Here is a 20,700-nt window from a genome sequence, read left to right on the forward strand (position 1 = left end):
CTTAAAGTCTCTTTAATTCATCATTTCTGCTCTATACAATAAGGATCGATTAATTTAAAAACATCACAGCTTAATTATATTGGTTCATAATTTGATCAACAGGTTTTCCTTGTACAAAGTCTTGCATCATTTTTTTTGCCACTTGAATACTTTGATCCACTGTAATCGCATCATTTTTATCAAATTTACCCAAAACAAAGTTAATCACGGCTTGTTTTTCGTGTTTGGGATGTGCAATCCCAAATTTCAAACGATTAAAGTCCTGTGTCCCTAGATGGTTAATGATCGATTTAATTCCATTATGCCCCCCTGCTGAACCTTTCGAACGTAATCGCAAACGACCTAATTCCATATCCATATCATCCTGAACAATTAACAGATCCGCTAAATTTAAATGATAATATTTCATCAAGGGGGCCACTGCTTCACCAGATAAATTCATATAGGTAGTTGGCTTCACCAATAGAACTTTATCTGTTCCAACCCAACCTTCGGCCACAAAAGCACGATGTGGACCATCTTGTTTAAAATTAATATTAAGTTCTTGAGCAAAAGCATCAATTGTCATAAAACCAACATTATGACGTGTCTGATCATATTCTTTTCCAATATTTCCTAATCCAACAATCATTTTCATTTTATATATTCTCACTATCATTTCCTGCTATAATGCAAGTCTTTTATCAAAACATTTTAACACAATTTAAAAAGACTAGGTGTTTTCCAACTTTTTTCCTAGAATTATCTTTTATTTTTAATTGTTTATTTTTCTATTCTTGACGTTCAAACATCTCATCATTAATAACTAAATGATGAATTAATCTAAGCGTCCGATCCATTGCCCCAATTATTATCTTTTTACTACCATTTTGTTCGAATTCTTTTCTACGATAGTACCAATTTGTCACATAGTTGCTTGTATCATTTGTTCTACTTGCCGTAGCCAACATATTCTTTACATCTTGATACATTATTTTTCGAGCCAAATTGCTTCCACGTTTAGTTATATGACCCGATGTTGTTCTCTGTCCCGAATCGTTAAATCTTAAATCAATCCCAATAAAGGCATTTATTTTCTGTGGTGTCCTAAATCGTCGTATATCTCCAAGTTCAGCAATTAAAGTTACTGCACTAGTTTCCCCAAATCCCGGTATTGATTTAATTATTTCAAATTCAGTCAATTGCGACGCCAATTCAACCATGCCTTCAATAATTTCAGATTTCATTTTATCTGTTTCAATAACTTTATTAGCCCATTGAATGACTTCTTGTTCTATATATGAATCCTTAGGACAACTAGTAGATGTTTTACCTGCTAACTCAATTAATTGTTCAGCTTTTTTCCTAATTGAATTTACTCGTCCAATTGTATTTTTTTCTAGTAATTCTACTATTTCAACAACTGACTTATTTTTAACCATATTAACGTGTGGGAAAACTTTGACAATTTCATAAAATATTGGATTATCGCCCACATACAAATTTTCTAGTTCTGAAAATGTATCCTGCAATGCTCGTTTTAATCTGTTCTTAGCTGTAATACTATCTGTTACGATTTCTTGATAAAAACGATGGCGATACCGTAATTCAATATAAATTTCCTTTTCAGTAACCGTATATGGATAATCTTTATCTAACTGTAATCGAGCCAATCCTATCGCATCAATCCGATCATTTTTAGTAACACGTAGTGTATCCATTTCTTTCTTAGCTTTCAATGGATTCATTTTTACGTATGGTATTTCATTCAACGCCAAGAAATATTGAATACGTCTTGAATAAACACCCGTTGCTTCAAAGATAGTCTCTGCTTTATATTCTTGTTGTAGAGATAGCATGGTTTCTAAACCAATTAAATCATTTGATACCTTACCTTCTTTTTTTATCTCACCTAAATCAGTCAGTATCGCATAATTCAACGTTGCCTTACTTACATCTATCCCTAGTGCTACACGCATATTTAAAATACTTCCCTTAATTATTATTTGAAGTTCTTTACAGTATATTCAATTTCCTACGCACGAGCTCATAGTGGCTCAATATATTTCAACCGATTTATTATCCTATAAAGAGAGCCATTTTTTTAAACGGAATCGTGTTCCAAATGATAGTACGACTTCTGACTTCAAATAACATTTTCCCATAATTTAATACGCTTGTGTATTTTTTCACTCGAACGAAAATTAATCCATTTCGATTTCTTGTTCCAACTCCGGCAATATCCACCGCATATATAAAAATACAGATAAAAAAATGAGAACAATTATTAAAACTGTTCCCATCAATACATAATTATTTAAACTAATTAATACTACGAAACCAGCGATAGCTAGACCAATCAATATATTCTTACAATATCTTTTAAATTTTATCATTCTCTAAATCCCCTTGATCTATTTTTAGAGTTTTTGGACTTTCTAACGTCTCTGACTTTTGAAATGTGTTTACTGTTTTAACTAATGCTTCTTGTTCCGGCGACAATTCCGCATTCATAATAATTTCTAACACAAAATCCCAATTTCCTGTTTGTTGTAACATTTTTAATGATGGTGCGACATAATTTTCAACCCAATTTTTGGTTCGTTCAACTGTAACTGGCTTACTTTCAGTCTTAAATTTTGCCTTACCACCTAACGCTGTAAGTAAATCCCATGCTGGCATAGGTTTTAATTTATCATAATATCTTTCTTTATCATTTTGACCTTTTAATTGGGTCTCATCTACTTTTTCATCAACGAACAATAAAGATGATTTCAAAATATCAAAAGTAAAACCAACTAAATTATCACTTCCTAACCACTCATCAATTAATTGAGTTGCCTTATCACTATGTAACTCTAATTCAACACGTGTATTAATATCAGTTGTTTTACCTTTACCAGCCTGTTCTTTAAACTTGTCATATATTCGAATTACAAATGGCGACTTTCCAAAATTTACCGTCCAACCTTGTTGTGCATTTCCATGAATTGCGTACGACTTAGCTTTACTCCAAAAGCGCTTTTCTTGTACAGCTTTAACAAGGTCGTCCATATTTAAAACTTCTGCATTATCATTAATCGCAACGTCTAAACGTGTACAATGTCCCCGATATTGATACATCTTCTTGAAAAATTGAAGCCATGTTAAACCTTGTTCAGCTAATATGTTTTCAAATTGACGTACCCCAATTCCAGTCATGAATAAACTTGCACCATCTTTTTGAATTCCACCATCAATTACTTCATCATCTTCTGGCTCAAAGTCTTGTATATAAATATTTTTCTCTCCACCATAAACAAATTCACGAGTATAGAAATTTTGTGACGTATTACGAGCCAAGAATAATCCTTTTTTGACATTCAATATTTTACTAATGACTTCATCGCCTGTTAATTCAGGAAAATTAAACGTTATCCAATCAAACTGCACATCAATGTTAGACCTTAATGCAGGGTATTTACTGATTAATGTATCTAGGTATTCTGGTTTAATTTCTTTATTATCTTTTTCTAAACTTGCTACTAATTGACGAGATACACCTAAATTATTTCCGATCTCTGATTGAGTTAATTTTAGCGTTTCACGAATAGTCTTAAATGTTTTCCCAGTTATTGGTGTATGTTCAATTTTTTCTAACATTTTCTCTGTATCTCCCAAAATTTGATATTTTCCAATATTTTTTAGTTGTTCCAAGTCATCAATCTTTTTAAAAACTTCATAACCTAATTCATAAACATGTTCACTTTTTAAAGTACCGGTATAACCCATTAATTCAGAACCTTTAATTGATTCTAGCTGTAATTCATTTCCAATCATTGGTAATACGTCATTATCATTTACATGAACATTGACGTACATAGATTTGATAAGCTCATCAAATTGAAATAATCCAATTTGCATAAGCAGTGTGTTACTTTTCATTAATCCGTGTTGAACAGTCCCAAAATAGATACATTCATAGTTAAAATATTCATTATTTATCTTTATCATTTTCAAACCCCCTAAAATACACAAAATCTAACATTTAACGTTTTTGATGTTAGGTAGTTAAAAACCTTTCTAAACTCCGACCTGACACCCTTTTTGGTTAGTGCGCTCAGAGCGCTTTTTGTTTTTTAACCCCCCTGTTAGTGCACGGGGGTTAAACACTTTTTTATTGCAATATATGGGCATGGTGTCAGTCACGGGTGCTCCCTTTGGTCACACTATCCGTAACTGCCTACCTAGGCGCTCCCGCTTCGCTGGCGCCGTTCGGTAGTGACACTGGCACGCCTTTGGCTCTGCCACCACATATATTGCAATTTCAAACTTCCCCTGCCTTTAAGCCACACTCGACCCACACCTACTAAAACTTTTCTAGTTACCCTTTTCTTTTTCTACCGCGCTAACGCTTGCTGTCCACCAAACAAAAACCCACTTACCCAAGAACAGGATAAGTGGGTTTTTGTATTGGTGGTTGAACGACACTTTTTTCTGTAAAACAACTCTAATTGACATAGTTTGGCATTTATTATTTTAATTTATACTAATTATTAATGATTAGTAAGTTGAGCCATCAATACTTCTACTTCACCACTACGATTTTTAGCATGAGTAATAGTAGAATTATAATTCCCAACCAAGAATCTCATATTCTTAGTTGTTGATTCTACATATTCTGGCAACATTGGACTAACAGCAAACAATTCTGATTCATCAATATTTTTTAACTCTGCACGAAAGGCATTAATAGCAGGCAATTCACTCAAAGACATCAATGTCTTTAATTCTACTAATGCAGCTTCACCCATTCCAGCCAACTTCTTTGTATCAATAGCCATGTTAAATATCCCCATATTTTCTTTTGATTTTTAACACCAAACTATGCCAATTAGGGCTGTCTTACCAACCCAAACAAAAAAAGCTATAAATTAATACAACTTCTAATTGCGATTATCTCTAATATATTTACCGTTCTCTTCAACTACACTTCCTTCTTTAATATGATCACGTGCAAAGAAATTATAATCAAAATACGTTTCTAAATTATCACTTGGCAATTCAGATACTCCGCCCACATTTTCCACAAGCTCTAATCCCAATTCTTTTTCAGAAGTAGCATTAAAAATTTCAATACTATCCAAATCCTCCTGCGTAAAATTCATTGGATCAATTAATTCTGCGTCAATTAATAATTTAAATTTTGTAATGTCATAATTCAAAGTCTGTAAATACTTAAAACGTGTACTTAACTCATCAATACTCTTATAACTATTCATTTTATTAAATGGTAATTCTGAATCAGTCACAATATACTCTTCATTCCCACTATTTCCACCAATAGCACCCATTAGCTTTAATTGTTCAACCACCTTTTTACCAGAAACAGGTAAATCAAACCACATTCCCTTTGCTGGTTCTAACATTGCCCCTACAAAAATACTTCCTGTAATATCCATAATTATTTTCTCCATTCTTAAAATTAGGCAACAAAAAAGAGCTTTAAATTTTAAAGCTCTTTTCTAAATATATTTTTCATTATTACGTACATATACGCCATCAATCAGCAATATACTACCATCTTCAATATGATCTCTTGCAAAAAACTCATAATTAAACGGTGTTTCTTGCATATTTAACGGCAATTCAGATATGCCACCAACATTTTCGATTAATTCTCTACCTAAACTATCTAACTCATCAGCCTTAAAAAATTCAAACTTACTTATATCTTGTTCAGTATAGTTATTTTCGTCAATCAAATTATGTTTAATTAAAAATTCAGCCTTTTTATCCATAACATACTCCTGCTCCCCTGATATAAAACCAATTATACAATATTTCACATTTATTAGTATATCAAATGTTCAAAAAATGCAAAAACAAATTAATAACAGCATTTTATATAGCTAAATAATAAGGATATATTATTCACAATGTAACGGTTTTTCTAATAATAATTTATCCAGCCTCCCTTAGACTACCCATATGTTCCATAAATTCATGTAAATTAAATCCTTTTTCAACTTCTGGCGCAAAAAATGCACGTACAGCTCCGTCCCCCATTTGAAAGAATCCCCAACCTTTTAAGTCATTTGACAATGGGCGTAACTCTTTATCGCTATCAGGAAACAACATCTTTTGAATTTCTGGTGTTGGCTTTCCCATAACCACTCTAAAATTCAACTGATTACGAATAGCCATAGGCAATGAATCAGCAGACGGTCTCTGCATTCCCACAATCAAATAAAATCCAAGTTCACGTCCCATCATAGCTATTTCATTCAAATCTCCTGACGCTAAATCATAAGCCTTACGTTCAGGCGTACCAAAGGCTAACTTATCATTCATTTCTTTCCACGCTCCGAACTCATCAAAGAACATAAAATGTGGTTTAAAATTAAACTCCATGTATGCCCCAATTTTGCCTTCTGCCTTAATCTTTTCCATTTTTTTGGCACGTTCCATCATTGCTTCATAAACAATATGAATTTGTTCATTAATCGCTGTGTTGGTACTAAATACCTTTCCTTTTAATATGTCCGTATATTGTAGAGCGCCTAAATCAGAACGTTTAGGATCAAATACCACTATAAATTTTGTAATAGCTAATAACTGACCTAATATCGCAAATAGAAAATATGACTTACCTGTTCCAACGTTCCCACTAACCAACATGTTATAGAATTTGTCATACTTCCAATCAATTCCCTTAACAATATTTAATGAACCTTTTTTAGGTTTTAATGCTGATAACTTCAATCTAAATTTAATTGGATCAAACGCAAACGTACTAATCATTTTATTTTTTAAATATACATTAGTTTGACGATCCGCCATAAATGCCGTTTCGACCACAGCGTCAAATTCCCCTTTATCAAAACGTTCCATAAACTGTTCGCCATTAATTGGCTCTTCTAAGACCATTTGACCGGTATCAAATTTGAACTTAACTCTTACCTTTGGAAAATATGAGACAAACTCTCCGTCATCATCTGACTTAGTTTCAAATAATCCCTTTGTAACCATCAATAAAGATAACATTTGCCTAAATTCAATTGACTTTAAATAATTTGCCAATCGATCCCTATGGCTTAATGAATAACTGGTATATAACCACTTTAAAAATATGGTTTCTGCCAATAAGACAATCGCTAAAATAACTAAAAATGAAATTACATATTGAACATTATTTACTTGTACCAAGGATTGCCTTAACTTCCACCAAACAAAGCTAAATAACATTAGCAACAAAAAAGCACTAACATATAAACAACGTAATAATAACGTCCTAGCTAGTACCTGATCTTTATATTTAATTGTCTTAAACATTATTCATAAGTCCCTTCTAGAAGCGCACTTGAGTTACTATCAACGGTCTTAAAGGCTTCTAACCACTCGTTAAATAACACATGGACTACAACTTTACCAACACGTCCGTAAATATCACGATACAAACATTGACCCTTTTTCAAGTCCTGCAACATCTTAATATTGTCATCATTTACTGGTAACCCAAACTGTCTTAAAATGTTTGGTCTGTCATCTGGATCATCAAACGCAAAAATTTGACCATATTGTCCGGTACTGTCTGCGTTATTCACATCAGCCACACGTTGAGTAGATGAAATCAACATATTGTTTTCCGATCGTCCCAAACGTTTAATCGAATCAAGCACCTTTTTCCCGGCTTCTGATGATTCAAAGATCCACGCTTCGTCCAATATCTCTAAACTAAATCGATCAGTCTTAGATCGACCAAATTTTTCCATATACTTACCAAGCGCCAACATAATGGAAATTGACTGCTTATTTGTCTCTGTATACAATCTAGCGTCCTGATTTGGTTTAGGTAAATCAAGTCCGGTAACTTCTAAAATTGTCCGTTGATGGTCGAAAGTCAAACCATCACTTGAACCGTCACCAAATGCTAAGCGCAACATTGAGTTTGGAATGATTGATTGATAATAATCTGCTAAATCACTAGCGTCATCACCCATCTCCCGCAACTTTTCGATAATTGCTAATGTTCCAATTTGCTCTCCCATTAATCGACGTTCACACAAGCTCCGGATTGCGTCATTTAAATTAGTTTCAAGTTTTAATGAATATGAAACAGATCGAATTTGAACCAACATTTCTTTAATCAATGTCACAATTTCTGGTATGTCGTCAGCTGTACTGTTCTCATTCAACGTCAATAAAGGATCAAGCACCCCATTATTTTCCGAATTACGACTGTCTAATGTTATAAAGTGAAATGACTTAATCAATTTTTGGAAATATTCATTAGGAACATTTTGTAATGCTCGATTAAACCAACGTCTGATTTCTTGTTTTGGATCAAATGAAACCATATCAATATCAAACATAGCTAAATGAAACATCAAATCTTTGGTCGCAAATGACTTACCATTTCCAGTATTCCCAGTTATAACGATATGGGGACTATCTGTTTTCGCCCCCTTAATCCCTTTATTAGAGATAATTGGATTCATCAATAGTAAAACTCTGGAAGCAGCGGCCGCCATTTCAACAGAATCATATTGTTTTAAGTCAAGCACTCGACCAACATAAAATCCTGTACGTGTTCCGATCTGACTTGTAATCCCAAACATCAATTCAACAAAAGCTGGTACTTTGGTAAATTGTTGCCATTGCTTAAATACACCAAGTTTCGTTCCCGGTAAAATTTGATACAACAACATTACTTGTTCAAAGTTAGGCTGGTAAACCGAAATACCCCGATCATACGAATTAATCCGAGTCTTTAATAAACGGATTTTTTGCCTTAATGCTTCTAAGTCATAATCTCGTACAACTAAAATCATAGTCCAAGCCATAAATGCGTCTTTACTATCCAGCACATCAACCAAATCTGACGACAAACTAAAATTATCCTGACTTTTACTTGAGCTATCATCGTTAGTCATTTCAGCGTCTACCAGCTCATCTTTATATTTCCCTTTGGATTGCTTAGCACTGGTATTAATCCCAAACACACCATCACGTTTTGGATAATTAATTTTAAAATGTACTTCAACCGGAAACTTGAAAGATTGAATTTCTGGGATTAATTCCAATAACTCTAAATTATCTGGTAGATTAATTACCAAATTTGCCACATAATCAACTTCTTCCCCATTGTCACGTTGAATAATCCCATGTTGTCCCGGATCAAAAATTGTATCTCTCATATCTTCCAAAGTCTTACTATGTTCATTATGATATGAATAACCTAATAATTTAGCTAAACTTTCGGCTTTTAGTTTTGTTGCATTTAATGGTCGTAATATTCCTAATACGTCCGTATTCATTACTTCATATCTTTTGAAAAAGTCATCATCAAATTTAACCTGAAACTTCATCATATCTGCAACACGCTTCACTAACAGATCACTAGCATTGGCAAATTGTTCCTTAATTCCATCTCCAATAGCAGTCGCTCGTAATTTAACCCCAATATAAAATTCATCAATCACTGCTGGTTTAAACTCTGCTTGAAGCATATTTACTTCTTCTTGCCCCAAATAATACTCTGCAACATCTGATAAATCTTTCGCCCAATCTTCATGCGTTCCTTGAATCCGTCCTGCCAAATCCATATCAGCTGGCAATAATTTTAAATCAACATCTTCATATTTTTGTAGACGTTCCAAAACATCAGTCAACGTACTTTTATATGCCCGCTTCTCTTCAATGTTTGCCACATTAATTTGAAAAGGCTTAATTTTAAAGTACGCCCACACTTCCCCAGTTCTGGTTAATACTAAATTTTCGTTGTATTCAATAACCGGGTTTTCATATTTAATACTTGCTCTATTCGCCACATCTCTCCCCTTTCACTAATTATCAATAAAATCTTTAATCTCTTGCTTATCAGTTATTGAAATCCGTCTATTATTATCAAAATCAATAATAGTTGGTGTAGACGTAATCACATCATCATCTACATAATGTTTATTATCAGCAACTTTTAAATTAATTGTCTGTACATCTGTTTTGTGTAAAATATTATCCCAAAATACAACTGGATAGACACGCTCACACGCTTCACAATCAGAGTTATAAAAAAGCACCTTACTTGAACTAACCGGGACAGCCTGATTATTCATAAAGTGCATAGAGAAATATGGAGTAAAGAAATATCCAGCAATCAACAATACAATCAACACAGCTACTCCATTTAGTGCTACTGTCAAATTATTAAATCGAGAAAAAATCCCACTTCCTGATTTACTAGATTTACTCGATCCCTTACGATCCTTTTTCAATAAACTAACTCTTCGCATTATTTACCACCTTAAAAATATTCACACCCTGATACATAAACTGTAAGAATGCCATCTGTTTCACTGATGACTTACCGTTTGAACTATCTAAAAACCATTCCTTTAAAATTGGGCTAGTATCGCCATAAAGTACGGAATCTAGTAGCCCATAGGGTGTCATCATCGTTGCCATAAAGCTAATTTTTAATAGGCTATTCATCTCATCATTTGTTAATACTAAATAATCATTCATCATACTAACCTTTAAGCTGTTTGATTAATTCTCAAATCAACTACCTTTCCCAAATTTTTATCATATTTTGCCGTCATCAAGACGTTAGATTTATTTAAACCCATGTCTTGATCGCCCGCCTTAATAGTTGCTACACTCAATAATTCAATTGAGCCATCTTGATTATTAATAACGTAAATATCACTAGCACTGTACTTGCTTTCTAATCCCAAATTATCAATTCTTGAATCACCGGCACTATCTCGACCATCACTAAACAACGTTGAATTTTGTTCATCAGATAAACTTAACGATTCGCTCATTTTAGCTTGTCGTTTATCATATGTTGCTTGACTATCATAAGTGAAATAATCATCTGTGATATTTTCTAACGTTATTTTAGCGTCTTTAATCGAGCTATCTTCAACTAGTTTCATGTCTTTTTTACATTCAACTTTCGAAATCGGATTACTCACTGTACGTTTTGACCGATATTTCTTAACCTGTGCTTTTTCAATATTATTCAGATGAAACGTATAAATATAGACTCCCCCTAAAATAACCGCAAGCACTCCAAATACACCTACAATCCATTTAATTGATTTCATTGTATGTCCCCTTTAAAGTTGCCCGGTTAAATTCCGTAATTTGATTATCTTCATACGTTACTTGATAGGCATTACTTTGTAGATCATTTTTAGCAATGATTAAAAACACAAATGGATCGCCTTTTAACCCGGCTAAATCGTCCTTAACACCAATCGAAACAACCTTTTGTGTTTGGGCTTTTCCAGTAACAACCGTTGGCGTCATATCTGTTTTTAACTGATTGATTAAACTACGTGATACCTTACTTTTTAATGAATTACTAAAATTACGTGGATCACTATTTAAGATGATTCCCATAGTTTCATTCACTCTACTTTTAGCAACATCAACCGTTTCACTACTTTCTTTAACACTTGAATTTTCTACCGTTTCATTGGAATTATTAATCGTTTTGGAAACATTATGCCGTTGTAACTTACTTGCTTCTAACTTATTTTGATTTATGGAATTAAAATTTAAAATTATTCCTAACAACAAAATCACATTAATTGCCAATAAAATTTTTAGTCCATTTTTCATACTACTTCCTACCTTCAATAAAAGTCATTCCAGCACCTACTGACAATTCACGAAAACTAATCGTCCCAGAACCACCATTAACAACGTTACATTCACTAACTAAGAAATGTGACCCATCATCACTCATAGCTTCAACTACTGCTACGTGACCATAGGTAGGATCAGCTCCACCTGCTCCCTGCGTAAAACTAATTACCCAGCCGACATGCGGTTGACTGTCTGTGTTATAACCTTTTGCCTTGGCATTTGCGCCCCAATCAGCCCCATTTCCTAAATAATTTTCTACTGGTGTTCCTAATTCCTGCATACGATTAAACGCATACCAAGTACATTGATTAGCCGGGTATGTGTTTGTAGGTGACGTAGCTGTGAAATTAGTATCAGAAATCTTATCTTTATACTGTTCGGGAATTGACGTTACAGGTGCACCAGATGAGCCCATACCCTGTGAAACATTAGTTGAACAACCAGCTTCTTGTGCGTTTTGGTTATCCTGATTGTTGTTATCTTTGACATTATCAGATGAAACGCTTAGTGCCGGTGAATCGTTATTACCATTTGAAAGATCAAGATACCACTGCTTAGCAAAATTTGTTCGCTTTTCAGTAGTACCGACGCCACCACGCTCCCACTTAGCACGTAAATATTCTGTTGCTTCAGCAACATCATCCATTGCCAATCCCTGTTTTAAAATTTCAGAATTAGCACCGTCATGATGTATTGCAAAATCTAATTGTAAAGTTGGATCTTCCCATGACTTACCTTGCGACTTAGCATAATTAATTAAATCAACACGTCTTGATCCGTCCCATTGATTAAAACCAATCGCATAGCCACTAAGTCCCGGATTCATTGCCTTAGCTTCATCATAAACAGCCCCACTCTGAACTGCTTTTGAATTTAAACCACTCTCAACTTCTGCATTACCCAAATAAGCAGATATTCCGGCTGGTGTTATATTAGGTATCTCTTTTAAACTATTGGCAATTGATTGAGCTGTCTGCTTTTTGTCTGCTGAACTTAAAACTGTTCCAACACTATTTCCAGATTCACACTGATTGTTACTAGTCCCACCAACTACCGCCATTATTACTACTAATAATAAAAATAGTGGAGCAATTATTAATGTAAGCCGTCTAGTTATAAATTTTTTCATAATTAACGCCTTTCATTATCCATTACCTTATTCAAGGAATCAGAACGGACTTGTTGACGTTTCTTACTTAATTCCACCAGATCATTTACATTCATATCAGCATTATGGCGACCATACTTATTCTGAACACCCTTGTTATTCACATTAGGTCTAGTTTGGTTATTTTGTCCTAAATTCTGGTTACGTGCATTTCTTGAACGGTTGAAAGCCTGACTTTCACCAGTACCAGCCATTTCTTTTTTAACACGTTCTCGACGTTGTGTTTGTTCCTGTTCCTGACGAACACTTTTACGCATTTCTTCATCTTTGCGGACTTCTTCCGGATCAACGCCTGCCTTACGATAACGGTTATCTTTACGCTTTTGTTGAACCTTTTGCGTAGTTTCTTTCCCTTTGTTATATAATTCTTTACCCTTATTAACTCCGTTCTTACCTTTTTGAACGCTTTTTTCAGCAGAGTCTTTAACTTTTTTAAATCCTTTCTGAACACCAAATTTATCTGCCATACTACTTGCCATTCTTGACCCAGTAATTGCCGATAAAATATCACCCTTACGTTTCCAGAACAACCACATCAATAGAATATAAATTAATCCGTTTGAAGCGACTTTCCCGGTATTAGTTGGTGGAATCAATCCATCAACAAACGCCTGAATCATATTCAAAATTACAATTAAGAAAATCAATAATACTTTTCCTATCAGCATTAAGATTGATCCACCAATAACCTTAGTCGCACTACTTGCAAATTTCGGTATCATTGACGCTATAAACGCAACCGGTGCTAACATATAAAGCAATATCGCTGCTAATTGTAGGGCTAAATTCATTAACCCAATCACTAATAACGGTATCCCATAAGCAATTGACGTAAAGATAGATACTAATGCCACCATTGATTGATACCATGCTTTTTTACCATCTTTTGACATAATAGGATTGTCACCCGGTATATCATCTTTACCAATCATAAAGTCGTATGGGTCACCCATTTTCTTAGTATCCAATCCATCATCAGAAATAGTATTAAAGTTTTCTAAGTAGAATGGACGCTCAACAGCCTGTTCAAAAAACTGGAAACGAATTTGTTGTTGAAAATTATTTACTGATGAAGCTTTTTCATCATTTTTAGTTGCGTCAAATGCCATAACTTCCATTTGAGTAGTTATATCGTTTACCTTTGATAGAACTTCACCACCAGCATTGATCCAAGCGCCACCGATAATAACCAAAATAAAAATGGTAGCCAATGAACGAATACCACCACCACTTTTTAATGAACTAACAAACGCCATTACAATACCCACGGCAAATGCGGTATATAGCAACGACATAAACGCTTTATTATTCCAGATATTAATTGTAAAGCCACTCGATTCCTTCATAACTCCATCAACTGAAGTCTGAATTGAAGTCATATCAAACAATCTACCAATCATTACATCAAACATTGAATAGACAATATCTCTATTAAACGCTGAAAACATATCAGCTAATGATCGAGCAATTTTACTTGAAATATCCGTCATTCCCGGCTGTGTGTAATATGGCTTAAAATTACCGATTAAATCATTACTCTGTATTTTATCAATAGAATGATTTTTCAAAAACGCCTGCATATCTTCTTTTGAAATGCCACTATCTGACTTTTGTAAATCTTTATTCAACGTCTTCTTAGTATCGGTATCAGTATCTTTAACTGACTTTTTATTCAAATCGGTACTTTTACCTAAATCCTTTGGCTTCAATTGAACGTTATTATTAGTATTCAAACGATCATCAGCGTGAATATTACCAGTTGAAATAGAAACAAAAAAAGCCGTCGTTAATATAACAACTGCCAATCCTATATATTTTAATTTACTCATCATATCCCTTTCTATAAAATAAAAACACCTACAAATCAATCTGTAAGTGTCGATATTTAACTATTCATTTGTCTTTAATAAGTTATTTTTAAAACTCCAAACAACTGGCATTCCTTCAACCGCTCGTGGATACTCCGTTACACCAGACGGATCTTCTTTCTTTGTGTCAAAACTATAAGTAACTAAGGACATATCATCTTTATCATTCACATTATGAACAATAATTCTATTATTAGTTGAATCATAATAAAATGTTATTTCAACCATATCTGGCATATTCAAATCTAATTTATGTTGAGAAGTTTCTAATTGATCACCAAAATTATCTAAGGCTTCTTGCAACTGCTTATCACTAATTACGCCCTTGTTAGAACGCTTAATCGTATAGTCACGACCTTCTTTATATTGAGAGCTGGTTTCACTTGAACTTGATGAAACTGATGAGCTACTTTCAAAACTATCCGTTGTGTCATTATTTGAGCTCATTGATACGGCATATAATCCAATAATAATTGCAATTCCTAAAATAATTCCAGTCACTACACCAGATTTAACCTTGGCACTCATTTTATTCCACTTTTCCATATCCAAATTACCCACTCTCAATATTTTAATCTAAAAATATTATAGCATTATTATTAATTAAGTTTATAGTTCATCAAAAAACAAATTCGATACAAAGTATAAATAATAAAAGTATAATGCTAATGATTATAACTAAAATATGTCTACAATTTTCATAAAATATCTCTTTTTTAAAGCGTTCATTAAATGTTCTTTCTTTTCTGTCCTTGTCATTAGCACAAGAAGCAGTTTCTATTTCATCAACTTGTTTAATTAATTCATTTTTCGGATTCATAATAATATCTGGGTTTGTTGTCCCTTTTGGATCAAAAATATATTTCTCTTTTGATTCATCATCTTTATACCAATCATTTAAATAAAATTTACTCATTATGAATAACCCTTTCAAAATAAAAAAGCATGATCAGTAACCATACTTTTAATTTTCATATTCAAATCGTGTACGTTTAGTTTCTCGATCAATAATCATTGGCAATTGTTGTTTTAATTCTGGTAAAAACTTCGTTAAAACATCTCTAATAATATCTAATTTGATAGATTCATAATCATGTGCAATTACATTTCTCAAATTCTTAATCTTACGCCAAGGAACATCTGGGTAATCATCAGCAGTATTCAAACTCAATCTACCAACTAACTCTCCAATCTGTGACAACTTCATTAAGATTGCACTCAACTCCACATCATGATCTCCCAAAGTCTTGTCTAATGGCTGTCTACTTTCAATGTTTTCAATTTCATCTATATATTGAAGCATTGCCATTAAATGACGTATATCTTTATTATTATTTTCCATAAATTAATACCTTATCCCTATTTACATTATCTTTGAATGCTTGATCTAATTTATTCATACTCCGTTGTTCTAAGGTCGACACCAAACTAATATCAACTTGTCGATCTAAAACATTTAAACTTTCTAAATCACGTTGCATTTTACGCAAAGTCTTACCCTTTTCATAAAAATCAGTATAGTTATTAAATCCATCAATCAATAAATCATAATCACTTGTAAAATCAAAGCCACCGTTTACATATGATCCATAAATATATGCTTTATCAACATCATAATTTTTAAATACTGTCGATACACGTTCCTTTATCGTATCTAACGGCAACTTGTTTGCTGGTAAATCAATCTCAATCATATGTAATACCTCGCTTTCTCTTAGTTTCATTTTAACATAGCCAAAGCTAATAACTGTTACTTGATAAATATATGAAATATTAACATTAAGAAACAAATACCAGCCAACAGTAATAATGACCAATTATAAAGTCTATTTCTTTTTTCGATCCATATTTTATAATAAATCATGTCATCTTCTTCCCTTAAATCAACATAACTACAAATTAAACCTAATGGTTTTAATATACGATTAATATAACGAATGTCTGAAAAACTAACATATTTTGGATAACCATAAATTAATTCCGAAAATTCTAAATTTTTAAAAACAACATAGCCCCTAAAACGACTTAAAAAATCAGAAGAAAACTTATTTGCAATAGTTTCTAATATAATACTCTCACGATTAATAAATATACTATCAAACTCATCATTGGTAGATGTAAAATTATGTTGCTGTCTTTTTTTTACATGTTCGTACACCAATTCAAATTTACTTTTATTCATAATTTACCGCCCCATAAAACTACCCATGTTATTTTCAAACTAAACAACTTCAAATCTGGTACAATTACTATTGTTAGTTCATTAAGCATGATTTATTTCTTATTGTGTGTTCGTCACTTTTACAACTTAATGTTCTAACAATAGCCACTAGTGATAGTGGTTTTTATTTTGCTAATTTACAATCAGCAACTCTCAATCCGGGTCACGAATCCGGCGAAGCCTTTATGCTTATTGAGAACTAATAATTCTAATTATTTTTGTGTATTAGAATTAGATTTGTGAAGTTTGTTAAATACCAACAATCCTAATCCACCAATCAACGCAACCAAGCCTGCTACAACACCAGCAACAGTCTTAGGGTGCTTTGCGGAAGTTTCAGCTAACTTAACTGCTGATTGTTGAGCTTGTCCAACTGCTTCCTTTGCCTTTTCCCATGAGAATGAGCTATTAGCTTCTGCGTCTCGGATTGATTCACTCTTGCCGTCTAATTTCAACGTTTGAGTATCACTATAAGGCGTCTTAACGTCCTTAGTTTTATCAACCTTAACTGGCTTGCTATCATTTACCTTATCCGACTTTTGAACCGGCATTGCCTTTAAGATAAAGACACCAACATTTTGGTTAGCTGGATCAGGCGAGACACCAGCTCCGATTACATCAATTTGAGCTCCTTCTTGATAGTTATAATCTACCGAAGCCGAAGCATTACCGCTTGCTGATGACTTAACTTGTTCCTTACCAGATAAATTGGTCTTAGAAATCGCCTTGAAATCAGCTAATGATAATGCCGTTTCCCCAACAATCTTATAACTCAACTTATCTGTATCAGATTCAGCTTCCTTAGGGATATGAACTTCAAAATCGACACCTTGTTTAATCATATAAGTCTGATTATCCTTAGCTTCAATCTTTTGTCCGTCCTGCATAATGAACGATCCATCAGGCAACTCATGATCTAGCTTAATTGACAACGTATCAACCTTATCTCCGGTTTCATTCAAGCCATCACCAGTTGTTACTGCCACAACCTTACCCGAAGCACTAGTATTCATAGTTCCAGAATAATTTACCTTAGTCTTTAACTTAGTTGTCTTATCCTTAATCAACGTATGAATATCCGTACTTCCTAAGTCTAATTTAGGCATAAGTGCTTCCGTCTTAAACGTAAAGACATGCGCTCCATCTACTTTATCGTTATACTCAAATTGCGAACTATTCATAGTAGCCAATGGCTTTGATTTGTCATCTTGGATTTTCTTAACTAAATCAGCTAAAACATTCTTAGCTTTTTCGTCCATATCCTTTTTGACCGTACCTAAAGCAGTATCAGAAACACCTTTCATGTACTTGGTCATGTCCTTAGTCTTTGCCGTAGACTTAGAAGCTAAGTCTGAATTCACTTTATTTGTCAATTCAGTAGTTTGTTTGTCCACCGCAGACGTCATTTCATTTTTTAACTTAGCTTCTGCGTCAGCTTTACTTTGATCATGTGTGTTGGCTGTCATGGAAGCTAAACCACCATTATTCATGATGTTTTGAGCCTTGGCATACAATGCACGCGCTCCATCAGCAACACCTGCACCGTCTCTAATTGAATCTAATGAAACCATTGAATGATCTTGCAATTCAACGTTTCCACCACTTTCAGCAGCCCAAAGAGCATATTGAGTGGCAAAGTATGAACGCATACCTGACAAGTCGCCATTCACAACTGGTGCATTTGGATAACCCAGAATCAACACGACTGACATTAATTCATTGGCATAAGCCGACAAATTAGGATCCCAAGTAGTTCCACCAGTTAATGTCGGATCTCCCTTAGTGTTTTGTAGACAGTAAGCGAATTGCCCCTGATAAAACATAGCAGATGAAAACATCACGTTTCCATAACTAATGGCATTATGTCGAGTTTCAATTCCATTACCCTTTTGCCCGGCTGGATCATCAGCGATCTCATAATATGAAATCTCACTACCTTGATTCAATAGCCCACCAAATCCGCTCTTATCATTATTAATAGAACGGGTCTTTAATTCTGAAATGGTTGGAACAGTTGCGTCGGCACTTACCAGAATCGGCGTAAAGGTTGTTCCCATTGATAATGCCAACATAACCACTGCCACAGGTTTAGTAAAGTTGCGTTTCAGTTTACGACCTTGCTTTTTTGTTAAAACTTGCATGTTTTTAATTAATCTCCTATAAATTAAAAAGCCACTCGTTTTTATAACAAATGACTTCAACTACATATTCATTTTTCAATCAAATAATCTTAAATGCCTTATTATTACCGTTTAAGTTTTCATCTTTGTACAATTGACTTTTCTTAATACGATATTCCAAAACATATTTAAATAAATATCCAATGGTAACTTCAAAAGGTAAATCGTCCAATTTTAACAATTTATCCAATTGATAAACTGCAACATTAGAGCCAACAATTATTATTAATGTTGAGCTCGCCCCAGATAAAGTCCATAAATGAAAAATATAAGTCATAAATGACGATAAAGCTGTTGCGATAAATAATAAACCAACAATTCTTGTATTTAACCAAATCGGAGAAATAAAATCCCCATAAATAGTTTTAAATTTTGCCGAAGAAGTAAATACTCGTCTGTAATTGTACATAAGTAATTATCCACCTAATGTCGAGATCCAATTCTTAACCGTATTCATAAGTCCATTTCCAGAACCTAAGAAGCCTTGTGGATCATTCACGAAGTAAAATACGGCAACTCCCAAAATAATAGTTATCCAAATTGCCTTCATGTCATTTTTACTAAAACTAAGAAGTGCTCTACCGGCTGTTGCGAAAGCTACGAAAAATAGCAACGCTGGTTTTAAGGCATTATATAAATCCATAATATTCCTTTCTGTTTATGCTTGAACTAACTTAATCACAAAGTACGTTGACGCCTGCTTTTCTAATTCAAGTCTCACAGTTTGCACTTGCTTTATATTGGTGTCTTTTACATTTACCGTAATATCAGCAGTTACAACTGGCTTTTCTGTTGAACCAGAAACATTTACATTATCAACATTTTCCAAAGTTACCGTACCGTCTAATCCAACTGGATCTTTCATCATCATTGACATATCCTTAGTCGAACTTGATACGTATTTTTTAATAAAGCGATTAGTAAATGTCGTCACACGTGCCTTTATATCTTCATCATTCAACTGCTTTTGATTCTGTTGTAATCTTGCCTTATCAACATGTCCCAGTGAATCAATCGGGTTAGCTACATAAGGAAATCCTACAACTGTTAATTGGGCATTCTTTTGCGAATAAGGAACGTTGACAGTCATATTAACATCTTTATTATCACTATTAACAACTATGTCATATTGAGCTGTTTTCACTCCATCAATTAAAAATATCCCCTGCAATTTACCGCTTTTAAAAGTCTGATCGGTCATTCTAACACTATTAGAAACATGTAAATTACTAGCAAAATATTTCTGTAATTCTTGTGTCCTTGTGTCATTTTCCGAAGTATTGAAAGTATAGTAGGTTGTTAAAAAGCCTGCTAGATACTGTCCCACAATTGGATTGTAGCTAGTCGTTCCTTGACTAGCTTTTTCCAACTTAGTATTCAATACCGTAATTTGATGTTTCAACGCATGATTATTATGAACCGCACTATTAGCAAGCAATAATACATACCCAAAATAAACAAACAAAGCAACTAAAAATATCATCATCAACGTTTTAGCTTGTTTTAAATTCAAACTATGTGCCTTTGGAATTTTTTGTGCTTTATCCTTACTTTGCCGTTCAAATCCAAATTTTTTGGTTATATTCCAAATACTCAATGACTTTTTCGGCTTTTTCTTTAATCGATCGGAACGTTGTTGCACAT

The 20,700-nt window shown here is 33.5% G+C and carries 24 protein-coding genes; all 24 read right to left on the reverse strand.

Going from position 1 to position 20,700, the window contains the following annotated elements; all coding sequences use genetic code 11:
- Nucleotides 1-70: 70 nt before the first annotated feature.
- Nucleotides 71-637, reverse strand: coding sequence for an aminoacyl-tRNA hydrolase (pth, locus tag G7084_RS00375; RefSeq protein WP_166009005.1), 567 nt, complete (start codon nt 635-637; stop codon nt 71-73).
- A gap of 133 nt (nt 638-770) precedes the next feature.
- The gene (locus G7084_RS00380) at nt 771-1,958 is read right to left on the reverse strand and encodes an IS110 family RNA-guided transposase (protein ID WP_166009007.1); all 1,188 of its coding nucleotides are present in this window, start codon (nt 1,956-1,958) and stop codon (nt 771-773) included.
- 225 nt (nt 1,959-2,183) lie between these two features.
- Nucleotides 2,184-2,375 (reverse strand): hypothetical protein, encoded by a 192-nt coding sequence (locus tag G7084_RS00385; protein ID WP_166009009.1) that lies wholly within the window; start codon nt 2,373-2,375, stop codon nt 2,184-2,186.
- Nucleotides 2,362-3,972 (reverse strand): replication initiation factor domain-containing protein, encoded by a 1,611-nt coding sequence (locus tag G7084_RS00390; protein ID WP_166009011.1) that lies wholly within the window; start codon nt 3,970-3,972, stop codon nt 2,362-2,364. Before G7084_RS00390 ends, G7084_RS00385 begins: the two co-directional genes overlap by 14 nt.
- A gap of 542 nt (nt 3,973-4,514) precedes the next feature.
- The gene (locus G7084_RS00395) at nt 4,515-4,802 is read right to left on the reverse strand and encodes a hypothetical protein (protein WP_166009013.1); all 288 of its coding nucleotides are present in this window, start codon (nt 4,800-4,802) and stop codon (nt 4,515-4,517) included.
- 102 nt (nt 4,803-4,904) lie between these two features.
- Nucleotides 4,905-5,420 carry an antirestriction protein ArdA gene (locus G7084_RS00400; protein WP_166009016.1) on the reverse strand — a complete coding sequence of 172 codons (516 nt, stop codon included), beginning with the start codon at nt 5,418-5,420 and terminating at the stop codon, nt 4,905-4,907.
- Between the two features lie 63 nt (nt 5,421-5,483).
- Nucleotides 5,484-5,759: a hypothetical protein gene (locus tag G7084_RS00405; RefSeq protein WP_166009018.1), complete on the reverse strand. Its 276-nt coding sequence runs from the start codon at nt 5,757-5,759 to the stop codon at nt 5,484-5,486.
- A gap of 163 nt (nt 5,760-5,922) precedes the next feature.
- Nucleotides 5,923-7,293, reverse strand: coding sequence for a cell division protein FtsK (locus tag G7084_RS00410; protein WP_166009020.1), 1,371 nt, complete (start codon nt 7,291-7,293; stop codon nt 5,923-5,925).
- On the reverse strand, nt 7,293-9,791 hold the full coding sequence (locus G7084_RS00415; protein WP_166009022.1) for an ATP-binding protein: 2,499 nt from the start codon (nt 9,789-9,791) through the stop codon (nt 7,293-7,295). Before G7084_RS00415 ends, G7084_RS00410 begins: the two co-directional genes overlap by 1 nt.
- Nucleotides 9,792-9,806: 15 nt before the next feature.
- Nucleotides 9,807-10,253 carry a thiol-disulfide isomerase gene (locus G7084_RS00420; RefSeq protein WP_166009024.1) on the reverse strand — a complete coding sequence of 149 codons (447 nt, stop codon included), beginning with the start codon at nt 10,251-10,253 and terminating at the stop codon, nt 9,807-9,809.
- Nucleotides 10,240-10,488 carry a hypothetical protein gene (locus G7084_RS00425; protein WP_166009025.1) on the reverse strand — a complete coding sequence of 83 codons (249 nt, stop codon included), beginning with the start codon at nt 10,486-10,488 and terminating at the stop codon, nt 10,240-10,242. The genes G7084_RS00420 and G7084_RS00425 overlap by 14 nt, the downstream gene beginning before the upstream one ends.
- An 8-nt stretch (nt 10,489-10,496) precedes the next feature.
- Nucleotides 10,497-11,072 carry a hypothetical protein gene (locus G7084_RS00430; protein ID WP_166009026.1) on the reverse strand — a complete coding sequence of 192 codons (576 nt, stop codon included), beginning with the start codon at nt 11,070-11,072 and terminating at the stop codon, nt 10,497-10,499.
- Nucleotides 11,059-11,592 carry a hypothetical protein gene (locus G7084_RS00435; RefSeq protein WP_166009028.1) on the reverse strand — a complete coding sequence of 178 codons (534 nt, stop codon included), beginning with the start codon at nt 11,590-11,592 and terminating at the stop codon, nt 11,059-11,061. Before G7084_RS00435 ends, G7084_RS00430 begins: the two co-directional genes overlap by 14 nt.
- Before the next feature lies 1 nt (nt 11,593).
- Nucleotides 11,594-12,748 (reverse strand): phage tail tip lysozyme, encoded by a 1,155-nt coding sequence (locus tag G7084_RS00440; RefSeq protein WP_166009030.1) that lies wholly within the window; start codon nt 12,746-12,748, stop codon nt 11,594-11,596.
- Between the two features lie 2 nt (nt 12,749-12,750).
- On the reverse strand, nt 12,751-14,616 hold the full coding sequence (locus tag G7084_RS00445; RefSeq protein WP_166009032.1) for a CD3337/EF1877 family mobilome membrane protein: 1,866 nt from the start codon (nt 14,614-14,616) through the stop codon (nt 12,751-12,753).
- A gap of 60 nt (nt 14,617-14,676) precedes the next feature.
- Nucleotides 14,677-15,201, reverse strand: a complete 525-nt coding sequence (locus G7084_RS00450) for a hypothetical protein (RefSeq protein WP_166009034.1) — start codon at nt 15,199-15,201, stop codon at nt 14,677-14,679.
- A gap of 73 nt (nt 15,202-15,274) precedes the next feature.
- Entirely contained in the window at nt 15,275-15,571 is a 297-nt protein-coding gene (locus G7084_RS00455) for a hypothetical protein (RefSeq protein WP_166009036.1), read from the reverse strand.
- Between the two features lie 48 nt (nt 15,572-15,619).
- The gene (locus G7084_RS00460; RefSeq protein ID WP_166009038.1) at nt 15,620-15,997 is read right to left on the reverse strand and encodes a HepT-like ribonuclease domain-containing protein; all 378 of its coding nucleotides are present in this window, start codon (nt 15,995-15,997) and stop codon (nt 15,620-15,622) included.
- Nucleotides 15,987-16,349, reverse strand: a complete 363-nt coding sequence (locus G7084_RS00465; protein ID WP_166009040.1) for a nucleotidyltransferase family protein — start codon at nt 16,347-16,349, stop codon at nt 15,987-15,989. Before G7084_RS00465 ends, G7084_RS00460 begins: the two co-directional genes overlap by 11 nt.
- Nucleotides 16,350-16,405: 56 nt before the next feature.
- A complete protein-coding gene (locus G7084_RS00470) occupies nt 16,406-16,837 on the reverse strand; it encodes a hypothetical protein (protein WP_166009042.1) in 432 nt (143 codons plus the stop codon).
- Nucleotides 16,838-17,088: 251 nt separating this feature from the next.
- On the reverse strand, nt 17,089-19,017 hold the full coding sequence (locus G7084_RS00475) for a thioester domain-containing protein (RefSeq protein WP_166009043.1): 1,929 nt from the start codon (nt 19,015-19,017) through the stop codon (nt 17,089-17,091).
- 79 nt (nt 19,018-19,096) lie between these two features.
- Nucleotides 19,097-19,465, reverse strand: coding sequence for an MFS transporter permease (locus tag G7084_RS00480; protein WP_166009046.1), 369 nt, complete (start codon nt 19,463-19,465; stop codon nt 19,097-19,099).
- Between the two features lie 6 nt (nt 19,466-19,471).
- Complete coding sequence (locus G7084_RS00485) at nt 19,472-19,699, reverse strand: TcpD family membrane protein (RefSeq protein WP_166009048.1); 228 nt, start codon at nt 19,697-19,699, stop codon at nt 19,472-19,474.
- Nucleotides 19,700-19,714: 15 nt separating this feature from the next.
- The gene (locus G7084_RS00490) at nt 19,715-20,698 is read right to left on the reverse strand and encodes a conjugal transfer protein (RefSeq protein WP_246163812.1); all 984 of its coding nucleotides are present in this window, start codon (nt 20,696-20,698) and stop codon (nt 19,715-19,717) included.
- Between the last annotated feature and the right edge of the window lie 2 nt (nt 20,699-20,700).

It is taken from the genome of Weissella coleopterorum (assembly GCF_011304355.1).
In the GTDB taxonomy this organism is placed as follows: Bacteria; Bacillota; Bacilli; order Lactobacillales; family Lactobacillaceae; genus Weissella; species Weissella coleopterorum.